The sequence below is a fragment of the Pseudomonas sp. VA159-2 genome (assembly GCF_024126635.1).
GTDB classification, from domain to species: Bacteria; Pseudomonadota; Gammaproteobacteria; order Pseudomonadales; family Pseudomonadaceae; genus Aquipseudomonas; species Aquipseudomonas muyukensis.
The window spans coordinates 1-17015 of record NZ_JAMYBV010000033.1; the positions used below are offsets into that span (position 1 = coordinate 1).

Genomic DNA, 17015 nt, shown 5'->3' on the forward strand with positions numbered 1-17015 from the left:
TGCCGGTGTTCGCCGGCAAAGCCGGCTCCTACGCCGATTACGGCCTGCAACACCCGTAGGAGCCAGCCTTGCTGGCGAAACAGGCGCCGCGGGGGATGGCGCCGGCCATGCCGGTGTTCGCCGGCAAAGCCGGCTCCTACGCCGATTACGGCCTGCAACACCCGTAGGAGCCAGCCTTGCTGGCGAACCAGGCGCCGCGGGGGATGGCGCCGGCTATGTCGGTGTTCGCCGGCAAGCCGGCTCCTACGCCGATTACGGCCTGCAACACCCGTAGGAGCCAGCCTTGCTGGCGAAACAGGCGCCGCAGGGGATGGCACCGGCCATGCCGGTGTTCGCCGGCAAGCCGGCTCCTACACGCCCAGGGGTTGAAACTGGCTCAAGTCTCTGATCAAAAAGAAATTTCCCTGACGCATGGAAACTTTTTTTACCGTCTCGTAAAGAAAACGTTACGGATATGGCCGTTTTCCAAGGTCTCTCCATTTCGCGTAACAAAAACTTGCCGAATATCTCGCCCCAGAGCCTGTGCGCTACCCGCAGCCCCCTTCCCAAACCCCCATCCAACCGTTGAGATAGCGCCATTGCGTGTACAAAGCCAGGCAGGATCGCCAGGCACCAAGAACAACAAACAAATGGAGGCGTCATGCGCGCCGATCACTTCGCCTTTTCAGGCCCTCTCCCCGGGACCGCTGCGTTTTTTCCACAGGAAACGATGCAACGCGTTGACGCCTGCGCGTTTGCAGGGGTATACAATGCGCCGCGTTTTACCTGTGACTCCCTTGCGTACCGCGCACGCTTGCTGACACCCGGTTGATCCGCCCCTGGCCGCCAAGGCCCTGTGCGACGTCCCGTCACAAGTACCAAGGTAACCACCTTGCCCATTCCGCTGCGCCACGAGCGCGGTGGGTCCGATTCCGTCACAGATAAAAACAAGCAGGTGACTTCGTTCATGAGTGGACATAATTCACAGTCTGGTGAACTCAAGCGTGGCTTGAAGAACCGTCATATCCAGCTGATCGCCCTGGGCGGCGCCATCGGCACTGGGTTGTTCCTGGGCTCCGCCGGCGTGATGAAATCCGCCGGGCCTTCCATGATCCTCGGCTATGCCATCTGCGGCTTCATTGCCTTCATGATCATGCGCCAGCTCGGCGAAATGATCGTCGAGGAGCCGGTGGCCGGCTCCTTCAGCCATTTCGCCCACAAGTACTGGGGCGGCTTCGCCGGCTTCCTGTCGGGCTGGAACTGCTGGGTGCTGTACATCCTGGTGGGCATGTCGGAACTGTCGGCGGTGGGCAAGTACGTGCACTACTGGTGGCCGGAAATCCCGACCTGGGTCACCGCGGCGGCGTTCTTCCTGCTGATCAACGCCATCAACCTGATGAACGTGAAGTTCTTCGGCGAGGCCGAGTTCTGGTTCGCCATCATCAAGGTGGTGGCCATCCTCAGCATGATCGGCCTGGGGGCCTACCTGCTGACCAGCGGCAGCGGCGGTCCGGACGCGACCGTGGCCAACCTGTGGTCGCATGGCGGCTTCTTCCCCAACGGCATCAGCGGCCTGGTGATGGCCTTGGCGTTCATCATGTTCTCCTTCGGCGGCCTGGAAATGCTCGGGTTCACCGCTGCTGAGGCCGACAAGCCGAAGACCGTGATCCCCAAGGCGATCAACCAGGTCATCTACCGCATCCTGATCTTCTATGTCGGCGCTCTGGTGGTGCTGTTGTCGCTGACCCCGTGGGATACCCTGGTGGCGAGCATCGACGCCTCCGGTGGCAGCTATGGCAGCAGCCCGTTCGTCCAGGTGTTCTCGCTGCTGGGCAGCGATGTCGCTGCGCACCTGCTGAACTTCGTGGTGCTGACCGCGGCGCTGTCGGTCTACAACAGCGGCACCTACTGCAACGCCCGCATGCTGCTGGGCATGGCCGAGCAGGGGGATGCCCCGGCGGCCCTGGCCAAGGTCGATCGTCGCGGCGTGCCGGTGCGCTCGATCCTGGTGTCGGCGGCGGTGACCCTGATCGCGGTGCTGCTCAACTACCTGATGCCGCAGAACGCCCTGGAGCTGCTGATGTCGCTGGTGGTGGCGACCCTGGTGATCAACTGGGCGATGATCAGCTACTCGCACCTGAAGTTCCGTCAACACCTGGACCGTACTGCCCAGAAACCGTTGTTCAAGGCGCTGTGGTACCCCTACGGCAACTATCTGGTCCTGGCATTCGTGGTGCTGATCCTGGGCATCATGCTGCAGATCCCGGGCATTCAGGTGTCGGTTTACGCGATGCCGGTCTGGCTGGTGGTGATGTACCTGGCCTACCAGCTCAAGAGCAAGCGCGGGCCGCAGGCCAATGGCGCGGTCGGCAGCATTGCCAAGTAAGCGATAGCTGAATGAAAAGCCCGATGCCAGGTGACTGGCATCGGGCTTTTTATTGCACCGTGGTCCAACGCTGGCGTGTTCAGATCTGTTCGAGCAGCCAGCCTCGAAACGCCCTTAGCGAGGGTAGCGCCTCGTTGCGTGGAGGGTAGATCAGGTAATAGCTGCGCTGGCTGGCAAAGGGTGCTCCGGGGCTGAACAGTTCGCCATTGGCCAGCTCCTCCGCCACCAGGATGCGCGGTACCAGGCCGATGCCGATGCCGGCGCGCACGGCCTGGATCAGGTGCGAGGTCAGTTCGAAGCTCGGCCCCAGGCGCATGGCGCGGTGGGGCAGGGCGTGGTGGGAGAACCACTCGCCCCAGGCGTGGGGGTTGTTGGCGACGTTGAGCAGGACCTCTGCGCTGATCCGCGTCGGGCTCCATTGGCCATCGTCACGGCCCTGTGGCGGCAGGATCACCACCAGCTCCTCGGCATGCAGGCGATGGCAGACCAGCCCAGGCAGGTCATGGCTGGCCACGCCGATGGCAGCGTCGATCTCGCTGGTGTCGAAGTTGATCGCTTCGATGCGTGAATGGATATGCACCAGCATGCCGGGATGCGCGCCGTAGAAGGCATGCAGGCGCGGCAGCAGCCACTTCGAGCCGAAGGTCGGCAGCGTCGCCAGGCGCAGGGTGCCGACCCCGGACTGATAGGCCAGGGCCTGCAGGGTGGCGCTGCGAATGCGCCCCAGGGCTTCGCTGAGTTCGCGCTGGTACAGGCGCCCGACATCGGTCAGTTGCACCTGGCGGCCCTCGCGGCGGAACAGCGTCAGCCCGAGCTGCTGCTCCAGCGCCTGCACCTGGCGGCTCACCGCGCTCTGGGTCAGCGACAGCTCGGCGGCGGCGCGGGTGTAGCTTTCATGCCGGGCGGCGGCCTCGAAGGCCAGCAGCAGTGACATCGAAGGGGTGAGGTGGCGGTAATTCATTCATAAAGCTCATCGATAGCGGCAGGAATATCCGTTTGCCCCTGGCGCGAAACTACAGGAACATGGGCGCATTCGTCATGCGGTATAGATCATTCATGCCGTAGATGCAGGAAACGCAACACCTCGTGAATTAGCCAATATCGAATAGAGGCCATCCTTCGATGATCGCCCAGCTGCCGCCTCGCGCGCCTGCCGCCCAGTACCCCGAATTCCTCGAAGCCCTGAAGCTCAGCGGCTTTCGTGGCCAGATCAGCGCCGACTACGGCACCCGCACGGTGCTGGCCACCGACAACTCGATCTACCAGCGCCTGCCCCAGGCAGCGGTGTTCCCGCTGGATGCCGAGGATGTGGCGCGGGTCGCCACGCTGATGGCCGAGGCGCGCTTTCGTGACATCAAGCTCACGCCGCGCGGCGGCGGCACCGGCACCAACGGCCAGTCGCTGACCGACGGCATTGTCGTCGACCTGTCGCGGCACATGAACAACATCCTCGAAATCAACCTCGAGCAGCGCTGGGTACGGGTCCAGGCCGGGGTGGTCAAGGACCAGCTCAACGCCGCGCTCAAGCCCCACGGGCTGTTCTTCGCCCCTGAACTGTCCACCTCCAACCGCGCAACCGTGGGCGGCATGATCAACACCGACGCCAGCGGCCAGGGCAGTTGCACCTACGGCAAGACCCGCGACCACGTGCTCGAGCTGCACAGCGTGCTGCTCGGTGGCGAGCGCCTGCACAGCCTGGCGCTCGACGACGCGGCGCTGGAGCAGGCCTGTGCCGCGCCGGGCCGGGTCGGTGCGGTGTACCGCATGGCCCGCGAGATCCAGCAGACCCAGGGCGAGCTGATCGAAAGCACCTTCCCCAAGCTCAACCGCTGCCTGACCGGCTATGACCTGGCGCACCTGCGCGACGAGCAGGGCCGTTTCAACCTCAACAGCGTGCTGTGTGGCGCCGAGGGCTCGCTGGGGTACCTGGTCGAGGCCAAGCTCAATGTGCTGCCGATCCCCAAGTATGCGGTGCTGGTCAATGTGCGCTACACCAGCTTCATGGATGCCCTGCGCGATGCCAATGCGCTGATGGCGCTCAAGCCGCTGTCGATCGAGACGGTGGATTCCAAGGTGCTGATGCTGGCGATGCAGGACATTGTCTGGCACAGCGTCGCCGAATACTTCCCCGCCGACCCCGGGCGGCCGACCCTGGGCATCAACCTGGTGGAGTTCTGCGGCGACGAGCCGGCCGAGGTCAACGCCCGGGTACAGGCCTTCATCGATCACCTGCAGCGCGACACCAGCGTCGAGCGCCTGGGCCATACCCTGGCCGAAGGTGCCGAGGCCGTGACCCGCGTCTACACCATGCGCAAGCGCTCGGTGGGGCTGCTGGGCAACGTCGAGGGCGAGGTGCGGCCGCAACCCTTCGTCGAGGACACGGCGGTGCCGCCAGAGCAACTGGCCGACTACATCGCCGATTTCCGTGCCTTGCTCGATGGTTACGGCCTGGCCTACGGCATGTTCGGCCATGTCGATGCCGGCGTGTTGCACGTGCGCCCGGCCCTGGACATGAAGGACCCGGCCCAGGCGGCGCTGGTCAAGCCGATCTCCGATGCCGTGGCGGCGTTGACCAAGCGCTACGGCGGCCTGCTGTGGGGTGAGCACGGCAAGGGGCTGCGCTCGGAATACGTGCCGGAATACTTCGGCGCGCTGTACCCGGCGTTGCAGCGCCTGAAGGGCGCCTTCGACCCGCACAACCAGCTCAACCCCGGCAAGATCTGCACCCCACCGGACAGTGCCGAAGGCCTGACGCCGGTGGACGGCGTGACCTTGCGCGGCGACCTCGACCGCACCATCGACGAGCGGGTGTGGCAGGACTTCGCCAGCGCCGTGTACTGCAATGGCAATGGCGCCTGCTACAACTACGACCCCAACGATGCCATGTGCCCATCGTGGAAGGCGACCCGCGAACGCCAGCACTCGCCCAAGGGCCGTGCCTCGCTGATTCGTGAATGGCTGCGCCTGCAGGGCGAGGCCAATATCGACGTGCTCGCCGCTGCCCAGCGCCAGGTGTCCTGGCTCAAGGGGCTGCCTGCCAGGCTGCGCAACAGCCGGGCGCAACAGCGAGGGCAGGCGGACTTCTCCCATGAGGTGTACGACGCCATGGCCGGCTGCCTGGCGTGCAAGTCGTGCGCGGGGCAGTGCCCGATCAAGGTCAATGTGCCGGATTTCCGTTCGCGTTTCCTCGAGCTGTACCATGGCCGTTACCAGCGCCCGCTGCGCGACTACCTGATCGGCTCGCTGGAATTCAGCATCCCTTACCTGGCCCATGCACCGGGGCTGTACAACGCGGTGATGGGCTCGAAGTGGGTGAGTCGCTTGCTGGCTGAGCGGGTCGGCATGGTCGACAGCCCGCTGATCAGCCGCTTCAACTTCCAGTCCACCCTGACCCGTTGCCGGGTCCAGGTGGCCAGCGTGCCGGCCCTGCGCGAGCTGACCCCGGCGCAGCGCGAACGCAGCATCGTGCTGGTGCAGGACGCCTTCACCCGGTACTTCGAGACGCCACTGCTGGCCGCGTTCATCGAGCTGGCCCATCGCCTGGGGCACAAGGTCTTCCTTGCCCCGTACAGCGCCAATGGCAAGCCGCTGCATGTACAGGGGTTCCTTGGCGCCTTCGCCAAGGCGGCGATCCGCAACGCGACCCAACTCAAGGCCCTGGCCGATTGCGGCGTGCCGCTGGTGGGGCTGGACCCGGCGATGACCCTGGTCTATCGCCAGGAGTACCAGAAGGTCGAGGGGCTGGACGCTTGCCCGCAGGTGCTGCTGCCCCAGGAGTGGCTGATGGAGGTGCTGCCCGAGCAGGCCGCAGTCAACGCCGGCCCGTTCCGCCTGATGGCCCACTGCACCGAGAAGACCAATGTGCCAGCGAGTACCCGGCAGTGGGAGCAGGTGTTCGCGCGCCTGGGCCTGAAGCTGGTCACCGAGGCTACCGGTTGCTGCGGCATGTCCGGCACCTATGGGCACGAGGCGCGCAACCAGGCCACTTCGAAGACCATCTTCGAGCAGTCCTGGGCAAGCAAGCTGGACAACCACGGGGAGGCGCTGGCGACCGGATATTCGTGCCGTAGCCAGGTCAAGCGCATGACCGAAAAGCAGTTGCGCCATCCGCTGGAGGTGGTGCTGCAATACGCGCAGCGTTGAAGGCGGGTTCGCCGGCAAGCCGGCTCCTACGTAGGAGCCGGCTTGCCGGCGAATGGGTTCAGGCCCGACGCAAGCCTTGCGCTTGGCGGCACAGGTACAGACAGGGTATTAGCCCGCATCCCGCTGCCGCCGCTGCGAACAGGAATATTGGCCGGCAGGGACGTCAGTGGCGGTACTCCTGCAAATAGGTGACCCAGAAGTCTGCATCGGTGTAGTTGAGCGTCAATTGCGGCAGTACCACGCCTGCGCACGAGCGGCAGGTGTCCATGCGGGTAAACACATGAACGGAATCAAGACTGTTGCTCGGGTGCTGTTCCTTGAGAATGGTCGCGATCAATCGTTCGGAGTCCAGGTAGCGGTCGAACGGGCGGATCGACACCCTGCCTGCGTGTCTGACGACCGGTAGGCTGGTGATGCTTGGGTCCGGCGCTCGGCCACTCATCAAGGCCCTGGCATCGACATAGGTGGTGTCGCCTATCTGCTGGGTGGGTTGTCCCGGTCGATAGGGTTTGAGGTGCAGGTTCTTTGCTCGTTCTCCGCCGGCCAGAGCGTAGTAGACGAATTTGCGTCCATCCTTGGTGAGCACCGAGGCAAAGGCTAGGTTGCTGTTGTTCATCTGCGCCGCGATCATCCCGGCGACCTCCGGCTGGTCGATGTTGGTGGTGCTCAGCGCCACCCAGCTGGCTTGCTTGCCTTGTATGGGGAGCAGTTCGGTCAGGATCTCGACAATGGAGCGCTTGTCGCCAAGGTGGCGCTGGCCGATGCGTTTCCAGTCGCGGATCAGGCCTCTGGTTTCCGCTACCAGGCTGGTCTGCGGACGCTCTCCCGAGAGGATGTTCTCGGCATAATGCAGCATTTCATTGCGTTCATTATTGTCGACACACCATTGTGCATAGGTTGCGTAGTCCTTGTTGGCGGGGGTGCTCGCAAGCCAGGCCTGCAGTCCAGGTTCGCGTTTTTCCACGAGGGTGGCATAGAGCAGTTTGGCGATGTTGTCCCGGTCGATGGCAGCGTAGGGCCGCTCAGCCACGAAGCGGTATTGGTTGGAAAGGCGCAGGTATTCATCGATTTCACCCGCATCGCTCACCGGGGTAAAGGCCAGCTCGCCCGGGCCTTGTCGGGTCTTGTAGAAATGTCCGTTGTCGACCTCTACATAGATCTGGGATTGCCCGTTCCATTCCATCTTGATTGCGCGCAGCACGCGCTTGTCCGCCACTTCCTCGCTGACCTGCTGCAACTCTACGACCGGTACCTCGGGGTTGAGGGTCTTGGCTCGTGTGCCGCTGGTGTCAGGCAGTAAGCCGAAGTGTCGCTTGTTGGACATGCGCCCGCTGATCTGCGATTGATAGGTGGGGTCATCGGGCAGGCCCAGGCGGGTGCGCTCGTCCGTGCTCAGTGCCAGCAGTTGCTTGTCCTGGGTGAACTTGACCGGGCGTGTCCCTTTTATTGGCGCATGGTCCCATTTGCAGAATTTACCTTCGTGCACCAGTAGGTCGAACGAGCGGGCGGGTGCCTGCTCGCTGGCGACGGCGCTGCGCCGCTCCAGGTGAAATTCTCGTGCCTCGAAGGCTTGGCTGATTTCCTGGCCACGCGTGAGTGGGTTGGACTGTATGCGTTCGGCCGGCAGTTTGACCAGCTTGGTGAATGGGGTGCAACTGGACTCTTCCAGGCCACGCTTCAGACGGCAGAGCACTTCCTCGGGGGTGATCTCGTCCAGCTGGCTGACAGGCGTTTTTGCCGGCTCGGTCAGCGAGGGCTCGCGCGCGTTGGTATCGAGGTGGTAATCATGCTCGTCGACACGGATGTCGTAATGCCCGTCGCCCTTGGCGCGGACCCGCAAATTGCAGGCATCGTCGATGGCCAGGGCCAGCACCTCATCCTTGCCGACGATGCCGGCGACTCGGGAAGGGTAATGCCCAGGCCTGATCGATCCCAGGCTTTTCAGGGGGGTGAGCTTGGGCTCCTGCGGTGTTCCCTCGCTGATGAGTCGCGGTCCATAGGGCAGGTTGTCGTGCGGGTCGAGCAGTTTGAAGCTGGATGCATCGGCGGTCCCCAGATTGCGTACCAATGTGTTTTCGCTATTGCCAACCCGTGCCAGTTCGCCCTGCTCGAAAGCATGCCCCGACGCGCTCAACGCTTCCTGGGTAATGGCGTAGGTGCCTTCTTCGGTCATGTGCAGCAGTTGTGGGGCGCCGCGCAGGTCATGCAGCCAGTGCAGCGCAGGTTGTGCCAGTTTTTCCCAGGACTTCATCCAGAGCCAGCGGATACCGCGGCCCATGTCGCGGTAGAGGAGAATCGGGCTTTGTTGTGCCAAATGGCTGAGCAGTTCGTTGACGGCGCTGCTCATGACTTCGCAAGCCGCCCGCAGGGTAAGGTTGGCGGCATCGCGAATCAGCGTCAGGCTCGACGCGATGAACTTGCCTGCGGGTATCAGGACGCCGACGGCATCCATCACACAGCCAATGATCACGCCGGTGGAGTGATCGCCCTTGACCAGGTCGGCAATGCAGCCATAGAACGGCAGGAGCGTACGGGCAAGGAAATCTGCACATTGTTTTTCCAGGTCGACGAGCGCTTCCCAGGGGGTGGTGTGGGTGTGATCGGCCTTGAATTGGGCGAGTGTGGAAGCGTAGAGGTGTGCTGTCGCGGTGGTGGCCAATGTTTGGAAGAAATCGGACTCACTGGCCTGCTGGGCGTATACGCGTTCCGTTGCTGCAATCAATTTGCCCTGGCGAGGAGTCTGGAGCTTATCGGCTAAACGCGAAGGCGTGCCATTGAGATAGGCGTCACTGTCCAAGGGTTGCAACGGGGTCGCGCGGGCCTGGCGCTCACGCTCGTTGTTATCCAAGCGCTTGGCCACCGTCTCGACAATATTGCCGCTAAAACCGCTGTTCGGCACAACCTTGTAATTGAACTGTTGGCTGCAAGGGCGAAGTGCACCGGCGCCGGGAGTGAGCTCAAAGAAATACTCGGTGCTGGCTTTGTGAGAGTCGAAGTCGTCTCGGTGGTCGCCAGGCTGGCACCGAATGAATAGGCCCTGAGTGCCTGTCTGCTTCTTGCTGTGAGGCAGTCCTTCAAACGTTACCAGGCTCACTTCGCAGGTAGAGGTGTAGAGCTTATTGCGCAAGGCTTGCGGCAGCTCCAGGAACAAGCGCTTGATCAGCCGTGCGTGGGCGGCCTGCCACAGGTTCTTGAACGTTTCGAAGGCCTGGTCATACAGCTGAGGCACGGTGCTTTTGCCCTTGCGATAAATATCCCCTGTCATCATCAGTTGCGTGAGATTTTCGATGACAGGTTTCTGGCTTGGCGCGCCAACGTCACTCGTGAACCCAGGTGTGGCGGTGGTGTGATGCCAGACGTAGCTGCTCGCCTTGGCAAGGCCGAGGCCGCTCAGGTGGCCCCAGGTCCGTGGGTCGTCAATGGACTTGTCCCAGTATTGCGTGTCGACGCCCGTTTCGGCCAATTGCTGCTCCGCCAAGGTCTTTCGGTCCGGAGGCGTCATGGCGATTTGCTGTGCATCTTGCGCAAATGCCTTCTGCTCGGTAGTGACAAATTGCACGGCCCTGTTCATCTGCTGCTGGGTGGCTTGTCTGATGTCGTTGCTTGTGAAGTCTGGCAGGGCACCATGGGCTTTGGCATAGCGCAAGGCTGGCAAGATCAGGGTGCGGCTCCATTGACGCTGTAACTGTTCCTCGTCGACGCTGCTCAAATCACTCGCCAGGGTGATGACCTTGTCATAGGTTGCCCTGCTGCAGGCACCGGGCAAGATCGCTTCAAGCAACCTAGCGCCGTGCATCAGGGCGAGGCTTTGCAGGGAGCGGCCATAGTAGAGCCAGTCGGGGGTGTCGTTGATCAGCAGTTCAGGGGCGAGCTCCCTGAGCAGCAAGTATTCGAGCAGGCTCAGTGCCGCTGGGGATATACCGGGGTTTCGAGCTCTAATGTTGTCGTTTAGTTTTGCACGCAGTACCCGATGGTTGTGCTCGGTTACCCAGTGATCGTGGAAGTCGTCGGCCACCGATCGATCTGTCGGTGTTCGAGGCCCCAGGAAGTGATCGACGATTGCCCTGCTCGCCAGTGCCTGTGTCGCACGCGGCGCTGGGCACTCAGCGGCAGAGGCGCCATACCAGCCTGCCTGGGCGAGCAGAGGCCGGAAAACATCGGCGAACTGTGATGATCGCATCATCCATTGCCAGGTTTGCCAAGCTGGCATTAGCAAGTGGCGTTTGCCCTGCTTGAGCTCGCAGAGCAGTTCGCCGCCCGCGTTCGTTAACAAGTCATCGATGAGCGAATGTGTGCACCAGTCGCTGAAGGCGGGCAGCGTTTCAACCAGGGCGTGGCTGTCAGGCAAGGGGTCGAGCGGGGAAGGCCCTGGCGCTGACGGCATTGCTGGCAATAGCAGCGAGGCTAGGCGCAGGCAATCTGTCGCACTCAATGCCGGGTGCTCCTGCTTGAGTTTGTTCGCAAAGGAAAAGGCCTGCATGCCCTGGGTGCGTTGGGCAATGTCGAGGGTCAGCGGCACCCAGGCTTCTGTACTGGCGTCCAGTGCGTGCAATACCACTTTCCTGAGCAGTTGGACGCCCATGTCTTGAATCTGGGCGTTGTTCCATTCGACCGCTGGGCGGTCATCGCGAGAAGGCTCGCTATCAGTCCAGCTCGCAATTTGCGATGCAATAGGAAGCACTCTGACACGAAGTTTCATCATCGGTTGGGTCAGCTGCAGATTTCGCGAGAGTATCAGTGCCTTGTCTTCATAGCCGGTGTGGGTGGGCAGCTCCTTCTTGAGGGTACTGGCCAAAGCGGTCAAGGCCGTTTGGCCAGAATCCGGCTCCCAGCCGGTCAGGCCTTTGAGCAGGTTTTCCGCTGGACACTGCGCAAGCCAGTCGCTGGCGGTGTCTCGGCGTTCACCCCGTTTGAACTGCAACATCCATATTTGCAAGGCACCGGGTACTCCGGCCAACAGGCTGCCCAGTTCGGAAAACTCATCCTGGCCAAGTCGTGCGACCTCGGCACTCAGGGGTTTTTCGCCAAACAGCAATGCTTCAAGCTGCTTTTGCGCCTTTGGCGTCTTGAGCGAGGTTTCATTGATCCAGGCGATATGCGCAAAAAAGTGGTGGATCTGGCGAGGTGTCAGGGTGTCCGGCTTGACGTTCAGCACCGCGGCTACCAGTGCGTAGGTCTTCGTGTCGCCGTACAGGTCCATCAGGTCGACGAAAGTGAAGCGCGGGTCTTCGGGGAAACCCAGGTTGCCGTCCAGCAGGTACTTGAGGGTCAGGTGAACGGCCCTGATAGGGGCGTGGGCTTCAATCGGGGCGCTCGGCGGGATGTCCAGGTCGTTGGCGACAAGCGCGCGGGGCGTTGTCAGGATGTTGTTGTCCTGGTCCTCATCCATCGAGGGCCTGGTCGTCACGTGGGCGTGGATTCTTTCCAGCAATTGTGAGGCAGTGAGCTGTTCACTGTGGGCACTGTGGCCAGGGGCTGATGGACTTGCGCTAGCTGGTATCTGGTTCGGCGAGGTTGGGGCGCTGACTGGGACCGCAAGGTGCTGAACGTCGCTTAGGGGGGGAGTGGGCGTGCGAGAATCAAAAGACATGTGGCCTCCTATAGGGAGGTGTCAGTCTGCTGATTCGAGTTACGGTCGGGCGATACTCGGTTATTGCACCATGAGGGCTCTTGACGGTGTGAAAACGCGATGGCAGGCATGTGTCACCGGTCAGCCGTTTTCACACAGCCGGATGGGGTGCGCGGTTATTCCGGGTCGGCGCTGGATTGATCGTCAGCGTCCTGCTCGACGGCGGATGCCGGTTCGGCGTGGGCGGCAACGGATTGCTCTTCGGGGTTCAGGCTTGGGAAGGGAAGATTCGGGATTTCATGCATCTCGTCGTTCCTCGCAAGTGTGAGTGAAAAGGCGGCGCCTTGGCGCGTGTGAGGCTTCGAAAAGCTGGGGCAGGATACAGCAGTCTGGATGACGGTTTGGGATTTTTCCGCCGCGCTTATCGGTTTTTCCGGGCGAATATCGGCAGGGAACAGTTCAAATGAATTTTTCAGGAAGGGCGTACCCCGCGATTGCATGATCGCGAGGCGCGCCCCTTGTCGGCTCAGGCTTCAGCGGCAGACGTCGGCGATGGCCGCAGCCAATTGCTCCAGGCGCTGGGCATCGGCCCCGGCGATGTTCGCCCGGCCAGTGCCCACCATGTACACGCTGTGCCGCTCACGCAATTGGCGCACCTGCTCCGGGTTCAGCCCGGTGTAGGAGAACATCCCGCGTTGCGCGCCGATGTGCGCGAAGCGCTCGGCCAGGCCATGTGGCGCCAGGGCCTCGACCAGCCCCAGGCGCAGTTCGGCGATGCGCTGGCGCATGGCGTCGACCTCTTCGACCCACAGCGCCTTGAGCGCTGGATCGCCGAGGATCTCGGCGACCACCGCAGCGCCGTGGTCTGGCGGCGTCGACCACAGGTTGCGGGCGAGCAGGGCCAGTTGGCTGCGCACGTCCTGCAGTTTTTCGCCGTCGTGGCTGCACACCAGCAGGGCGCCGGTGCGGTCGCGGTACAGGCCGAAGTTCTTCGAGCACGAGCTGGTGATCAGCAGCTCCGGCAGTTCGGCGGCGAACAGCCGCACCGCCCAGGCGTCTTGCTCCAGGCCATCGCCGAAGCCCTGGTAGGCGAAGTCGATCAAGGGCAGCAGGTTGCGCCGCTTGACGATCTCCAGCACCGCGCGCCAGTGCTCCTGGCCGAGGTCGAAGCCAGTGGGGTTGTGGCAGCAGGCGTGCAGCAGCACCACGTCGCCTTGCGGCGCCTGCTCCAGGGCGGCGAGCATGCCGCTGACATCCAAGCGGTTGTCGGCGCCCACATAGGGGTAGTGCGACACCTGCAAGCCGGCACCGGCAAAGATCGTCTCGTGGATCGGCCAGGTCGGGTCGCTCAGCCACAGGCCGCGACCCGGCAGGCAGTTGGCGATGAACTCCGCCGCCAGGCGCAGGGCGCCGGTACCGCCCGGGGTCTGGGTGGCGCCGGCGCGCTGGGCGGCGAGCAGCGGCGAAGCGCTGCCCAGCACCAGTTCGCTGACCAGCCTGGCGAAGGCTGCGTCACCGTGGCCACCGACGTAGCTCTTGCTGGCCTGGCGCTCGACCAGGCGTTGCTCGGCCTGCTTGACCGCCGCGGGAATCGGCGTCAGGCCCTGGGCGTCCTTGAACACGCCGACACCCAGGTCGAACTTGGCTGGGTTGGCGTCGCGGGCGTAGGCCTCCATCAGGCCGAGGATCGGGTCGCCGGGGACCCGGCCGATGGCCGCGAAGTGCATCACTTGCGCCCTTCGGCGGTCTTGGCGACCTCGTCGGTGCGTGCGCACATGATGAAGTCGTTGCGGTGCAGGCCCTTGATCGAGTGGCTCCACCAGGTCACGGTGACCTTGCCCCACTCGGTCAGCAGGCCCGGGTGGTGGCCTTCGGCTTCGGCGATCTCGCCGATGGCGTTGGTGAAGGCAAGGGCGTGCTTGAAGTTCTTGAACAGGAACACACGCTCGAGTTCCATGTGGCCGTCGCGCACTTCGATGTTCCAGTCCGGGATCTCGCGGATCAGTACCGCCAGTTCCTCGTCGGTGACTTTTGGCGCATCGGCGCGGCAGGCTTCGCAGTGGGCTTGGTTCAAGGCATTCATGGGTGTTTTCCGCTTTGAGTTGTTATCGACAGGACGGCTCAGGCAGCCGCCTTGGGTGGAAATTTCGGTGCGTGCAGGCCCAGTTGCATGGCCTGGTGGACCATGCCCATGATGTCTTCGTGGGCCAGGTCGAACAGGCGCTTCATGTTCGGCAGGACGAAGTACAGGGGCTGCAGGATATCGATGCGATACGGCGTACGCATGGCTTCGATCGGGTCGAAGGCCTGGTGCTCGGGCTCGCCGGAAAGACTGTAGACGGTCTCCTTGGGCGAGGAGAGGATGCCGCCGCCGTAGATCTTGCGGCCCTGGGCGGTTTCCATCAGGCCGAACTCGATGGTCATCCAGTACAGGCGCGCCAGGTACACGCGCTGTTCCTTGGTCGCGGCCAGGCCGAGCTTGCCGTAGGTATGGGTGAATTCGGCGAACCACGGGTTGGTCAGCAGCGGGCAGTGACCGAAGATCTCGTGAAAGATGTCGGGCTCTTGCAGGTAGTCCAGCTCTTGCGGGGTGCGGATGAAGGTGGCGACCGGGAAGCGCTTGCTGGCCAGCAGTTCGAAGAAGGTCTGGAAGGGGATCAATGCCGGTACCCGGGCGACTTGCCAGCCGGTGGTGGCGCCCAGCACCTTGTTGATCTCGCCCAGTTGCGGAATGCGGTCATGGGGCAGCTTGAGCTGCTCGATGCCGTCCAGGTACTCCTGACAGGCCCGGCCTTCGATGACTTTCAGCTGGCGGGTGATCAGGGTGTTCCACACCGCATGCTCTTGCTGCGGGTAGTCGATGAAGCCGTGCGCATCGGGCTCACGGGCCACGTATTGCGTCTGTTTCATGTGGCTCTCCTGGGAGGACATTCTTGTTATGTTCAGGGCGTGCCCTTAGTGATAACCCCGTCCTTGGCGCTTTGCACGGGTGTTTGCCTACCATAGGGACATCCGTTTGCAGGGTTTTTGTAACGATAATTTTACAAAAGTACGCTGATCCCGGAAAATGGCGCTCATCCGGCTGGCCTTCAAGGCGATTTTGTCAGCTTATCTTTACGACTTTTCCGCGGGCCGAACAGATTCCTGCCCGCTTCGAGAGCTCCTCATGCGTATCAAAGTGCATTGCCAGAACCGCATCGGCATCCTGCGCGACATCCTCAACCTGCTGGTGGAGTACGGCATCAACGTGCTGCGTGGCGAGGTTGGTGGCGACCATGGCAACGCCATCTACCTGCACTGCCCGAACCTGATCAACCTGCAGTTCCAGGCGCTGCGGCCCAAGTTCGAGGCCATCGCCGGGGTGTTTGGGGTCAAGCGTGTCGGGCTGATGCCCAGCGAGCGCCGGCACATGGAACTCAATGCGTTGCTTGGGGCGCTGGATTTCCCGGTGCTGTCGATCGACATGGGCGGCAGCATCGTCGCCGGCAACCGCGGCGCGGCCCAGTTGCTTGGGGTGCGGGTCGACGAAGTGCCGGGGATCCCGCTGTCGCGCTATGTCGAGGACTTCGACCTGCCGGAGCTGGTACGCGCCAATAAATCGCGGATCAACGGCCTGCGCATCAAGGTCAAGGGCGATGTGTTCCTGGCCGATATCGCGCCACTGCAATCGGAGCACGACGAGAGCGAGGCCCTGGCTGGTGCGGTGTTGACCCTGCACCGTGCCGACCGTATCGGTGAGCGGATCTACAACGTGCGCAAGCAGGAGTTGCGTGGCTTCGACAGCATCTTCCAGAGCTCAAGGGTCATGGCCGCGGTGGTCCGCGAGGCGCGGCGCATGGCGCCACTGGATGCGCCACTGCTGATCGAGGGCGAGACCGGCACTGGCAAGGAGTTGCTCGCGCGTGCCTGCCACCTGGCCAGTCCGCGCGGCCAGGCGCCGTTGATGGCGCTCAATTGCGCCGGCCTACCCGAATCTATGGCCGAGACCGAACTGTTCGGCTATGGGCCGGGGGCGTTCGAGGGGGCGCGGGCCGAGGGCAAGCTCGGCTTGCTGGAACTGACGGCCGGCGGCACGTTGTTCCTCGATGGGGTAGGGGAGATGAGCCCGCGCTTGCAGGTCAAGTTGTTGCGCTTCCTGCAGGACGGTTGCTTCCGTCGGGTTGGCAGCGACGAAGAGGTGTACCTGGATGTGCGGGTAATTTGCGCGACCCAGGTCGACTTGTCCGAGTTGTGCGCGCGCGGCGAGTTCCGCCAGGACCTGTATCACCGGCTCAACGTGCTGTCGCTGCACATTCCGTCACTGCGCGAATGCATGGATGGCCTGGAGGGGCTGGTGCAGCACTTCCTCGACCAGGCCAGCCGGCAGATCGGTTGCCCGATGCCGCGTCTGGCCGCCGCGGCGATGGACAAGTTGGGCCAGTACCATTGGCCGGGCAATGTACGGCAACTGGAAAACGTATTGTTCCAGGCGGTGTCGTTATGTGAAGGCGGTGTTGTAAAGAGCGAACATATTCGTTTGCCGGATTATGGCGTGCGCCAGCCGTTGGGCGATTTTTCACTGGACGGTGATCTTTCGCAAATTGTCGGGCGTTTTGAGCGCGCGGTATTGGAAAGTTTGCTGAGCGAATATCCAAGTAGTCGCGCGTTAGGTAAACGCCTGGGGGTGTCGCACACGACGATCGCCAACAAGTTGCGTGAGTATGCGCTGGGCAAATCGGCGGAGTGAATCTATTCGGCAGGTATCGCCTGCCCTGTAGGCGCGGCCTCGTGTCGCGAAAGGGCCGCAACGCGGCCCCCTGCGATATCTGTAAGTATCGATATGCTGGGGCCGCTGCGCAGCCCTTTCCGACCCATCCGGCGCCTCGGCAAGGCCGCTCCTGCAGGATCGCGCGTGGCGCGGTCGGGGTGGAGCGGCCTGGCCTTGCGCTGAGTCCGTGG

The 17015-nt window shown here is 62.9% G+C and carries 9 protein-coding genes; 3 read left to right on the forward strand and 6 right to left on the reverse strand.

What is annotated here, in order from left to right; translation table 11 throughout:
• Positions 1-946 precede the first annotated feature (946 nt).
• The gene (locus NJG22_RS22205; protein ID WP_253097739.1) at positions 947-2365 is read left to right on the forward strand and encodes an amino acid permease; all 1419 of its coding nucleotides are present in this window, start codon (positions 947-949) and stop codon (positions 2363-2365) included.
• Positions 2366-2444: 79 nt separating this feature from the next.
• On the opposite strand, the gene NJG22_RS22210 is transcribed toward NJG22_RS22205, so the two are convergent.
• Positions 2445-3326 (reverse strand): LysR substrate-binding domain-containing protein, encoded by an 882-nt coding sequence (locus NJG22_RS22210; protein ID WP_253097740.1) that lies wholly within the window; start codon positions 3324-3326, stop codon positions 2445-2447.
• Positions 3327-3487: 161 nt separating this feature from the next.
• On the opposite strand from NJG22_RS22210, the gene NJG22_RS22215 reads away from it, so the two are divergent.
• Positions 3488-6508: an FAD-binding and (Fe-S)-binding domain-containing protein gene (locus NJG22_RS22215; RefSeq protein WP_253097741.1), complete on the forward strand. Its 3021-nt coding sequence runs from the start codon at positions 3488-3490 to the stop codon at positions 6506-6508.
• Positions 6509-6671: 163 nt separating this feature from the next.
• Here the strand turns inward: NJG22_RS22215 and NJG22_RS22220 are convergent, their stop codons facing one another.
• From NJG22_RS22220 to phhA, 5 genes are all read right to left on the reverse strand, one after another.
• Entirely contained in the window at positions 6672-11897 is a 5226-nt protein-coding gene (locus NJG22_RS22220; protein WP_253097742.1) for a deaminase domain-containing protein, read from the reverse strand.
• 356 nt (positions 11898-12253) lie between these two features.
• Positions 12254-12577, reverse strand: a complete 324-nt coding sequence (locus NJG22_RS22225; RefSeq protein WP_253097743.1) for a hypothetical protein — start codon at positions 12575-12577, stop codon at positions 12254-12256.
• A 33-nt stretch (positions 12578-12610) separates the two neighbouring features.
• Positions 12611-13807: an amino acid aminotransferase gene (locus NJG22_RS22230; protein WP_253097744.1), complete on the reverse strand. Its 1197-nt coding sequence runs from the start codon at positions 13805-13807 to the stop codon at positions 12611-12613.
• Positions 13804-14160, reverse strand: a complete 357-nt coding sequence (locus NJG22_RS22235; RefSeq protein WP_062574779.1) for a 4a-hydroxytetrahydrobiopterin dehydratase — start codon at positions 14158-14160, stop codon at positions 13804-13806. The genes NJG22_RS22230 and NJG22_RS22235 overlap by 4 nt, the downstream gene beginning before the upstream one ends.
• Positions 14161-14198: 38 nt before the next feature.
• Entirely contained in the window at positions 14199-14987 is a 789-nt protein-coding gene (phhA, locus tag NJG22_RS22240; RefSeq protein ID WP_217849106.1) for a phenylalanine 4-monooxygenase, read from the reverse strand.
• Positions 14988-15243: 256 nt separating this feature from the next.
• Between phhA and NJG22_RS22245 the strand changes: the two genes are divergently transcribed.
• The gene (locus NJG22_RS22245) at positions 15244-16803 is read left to right on the forward strand and encodes a sigma-54-dependent transcriptional regulator (protein ID WP_253097745.1); all 1560 of its coding nucleotides are present in this window, start codon (positions 15244-15246) and stop codon (positions 16801-16803) included.
• Positions 16804-17015: the final 212 nt, after the last annotated feature.

Coding starts and splice junctions, on each gene's coding strand:
- NJG22_RS22205 (WP_253097739.1), top strand. CDS start 947: ATGAGTGGACATAATTCACAGTCTGGTGAACTCAAGCGTGGCTTGAAG.
- NJG22_RS22210 (WP_253097740.1), bottom strand. CDS start 3,326: ATGAATTACCGCCACCTCACCCCTTCGATGTCACTGCTGCTGGCCTTC.
- NJG22_RS22215 (WP_253097741.1), top strand. CDS start 3,488: ATGATCGCCCAGCTGCCGCCTCGCGCGCCTGCCGCCCAGTACCCCGAA.
- NJG22_RS22220 (WP_253097742.1), bottom strand. CDS start 11,897: ATGGATGAGGACCAGGACAACAACATCCTGACAACGCCCCGCGCGCTT.
- NJG22_RS22225 (WP_253097743.1), bottom strand. CDS start 12,577: ATGCAATCGCGGGGTACGCCCTTCCTGAAAAATTCATTTGAACTGTTC.
- NJG22_RS22235 (WP_062574779.1), bottom strand. CDS start 14,160: ATGAATGCCTTGAACCAAGCCCACTGCGAAGCCTGCCGCGCCGATGCG.
- phhA (WP_217849106.1), bottom strand. CDS start 14,987: ATGAAACAGACGCAATACGTGGCCCGTGAGCCCGATGCGCACGGCTTC.
- NJG22_RS22245 (WP_253097745.1), top strand. CDS start 15,244: ATGCGTATCAAAGTGCATTGCCAGAACCGCATCGGCATCCTGCGCGAC.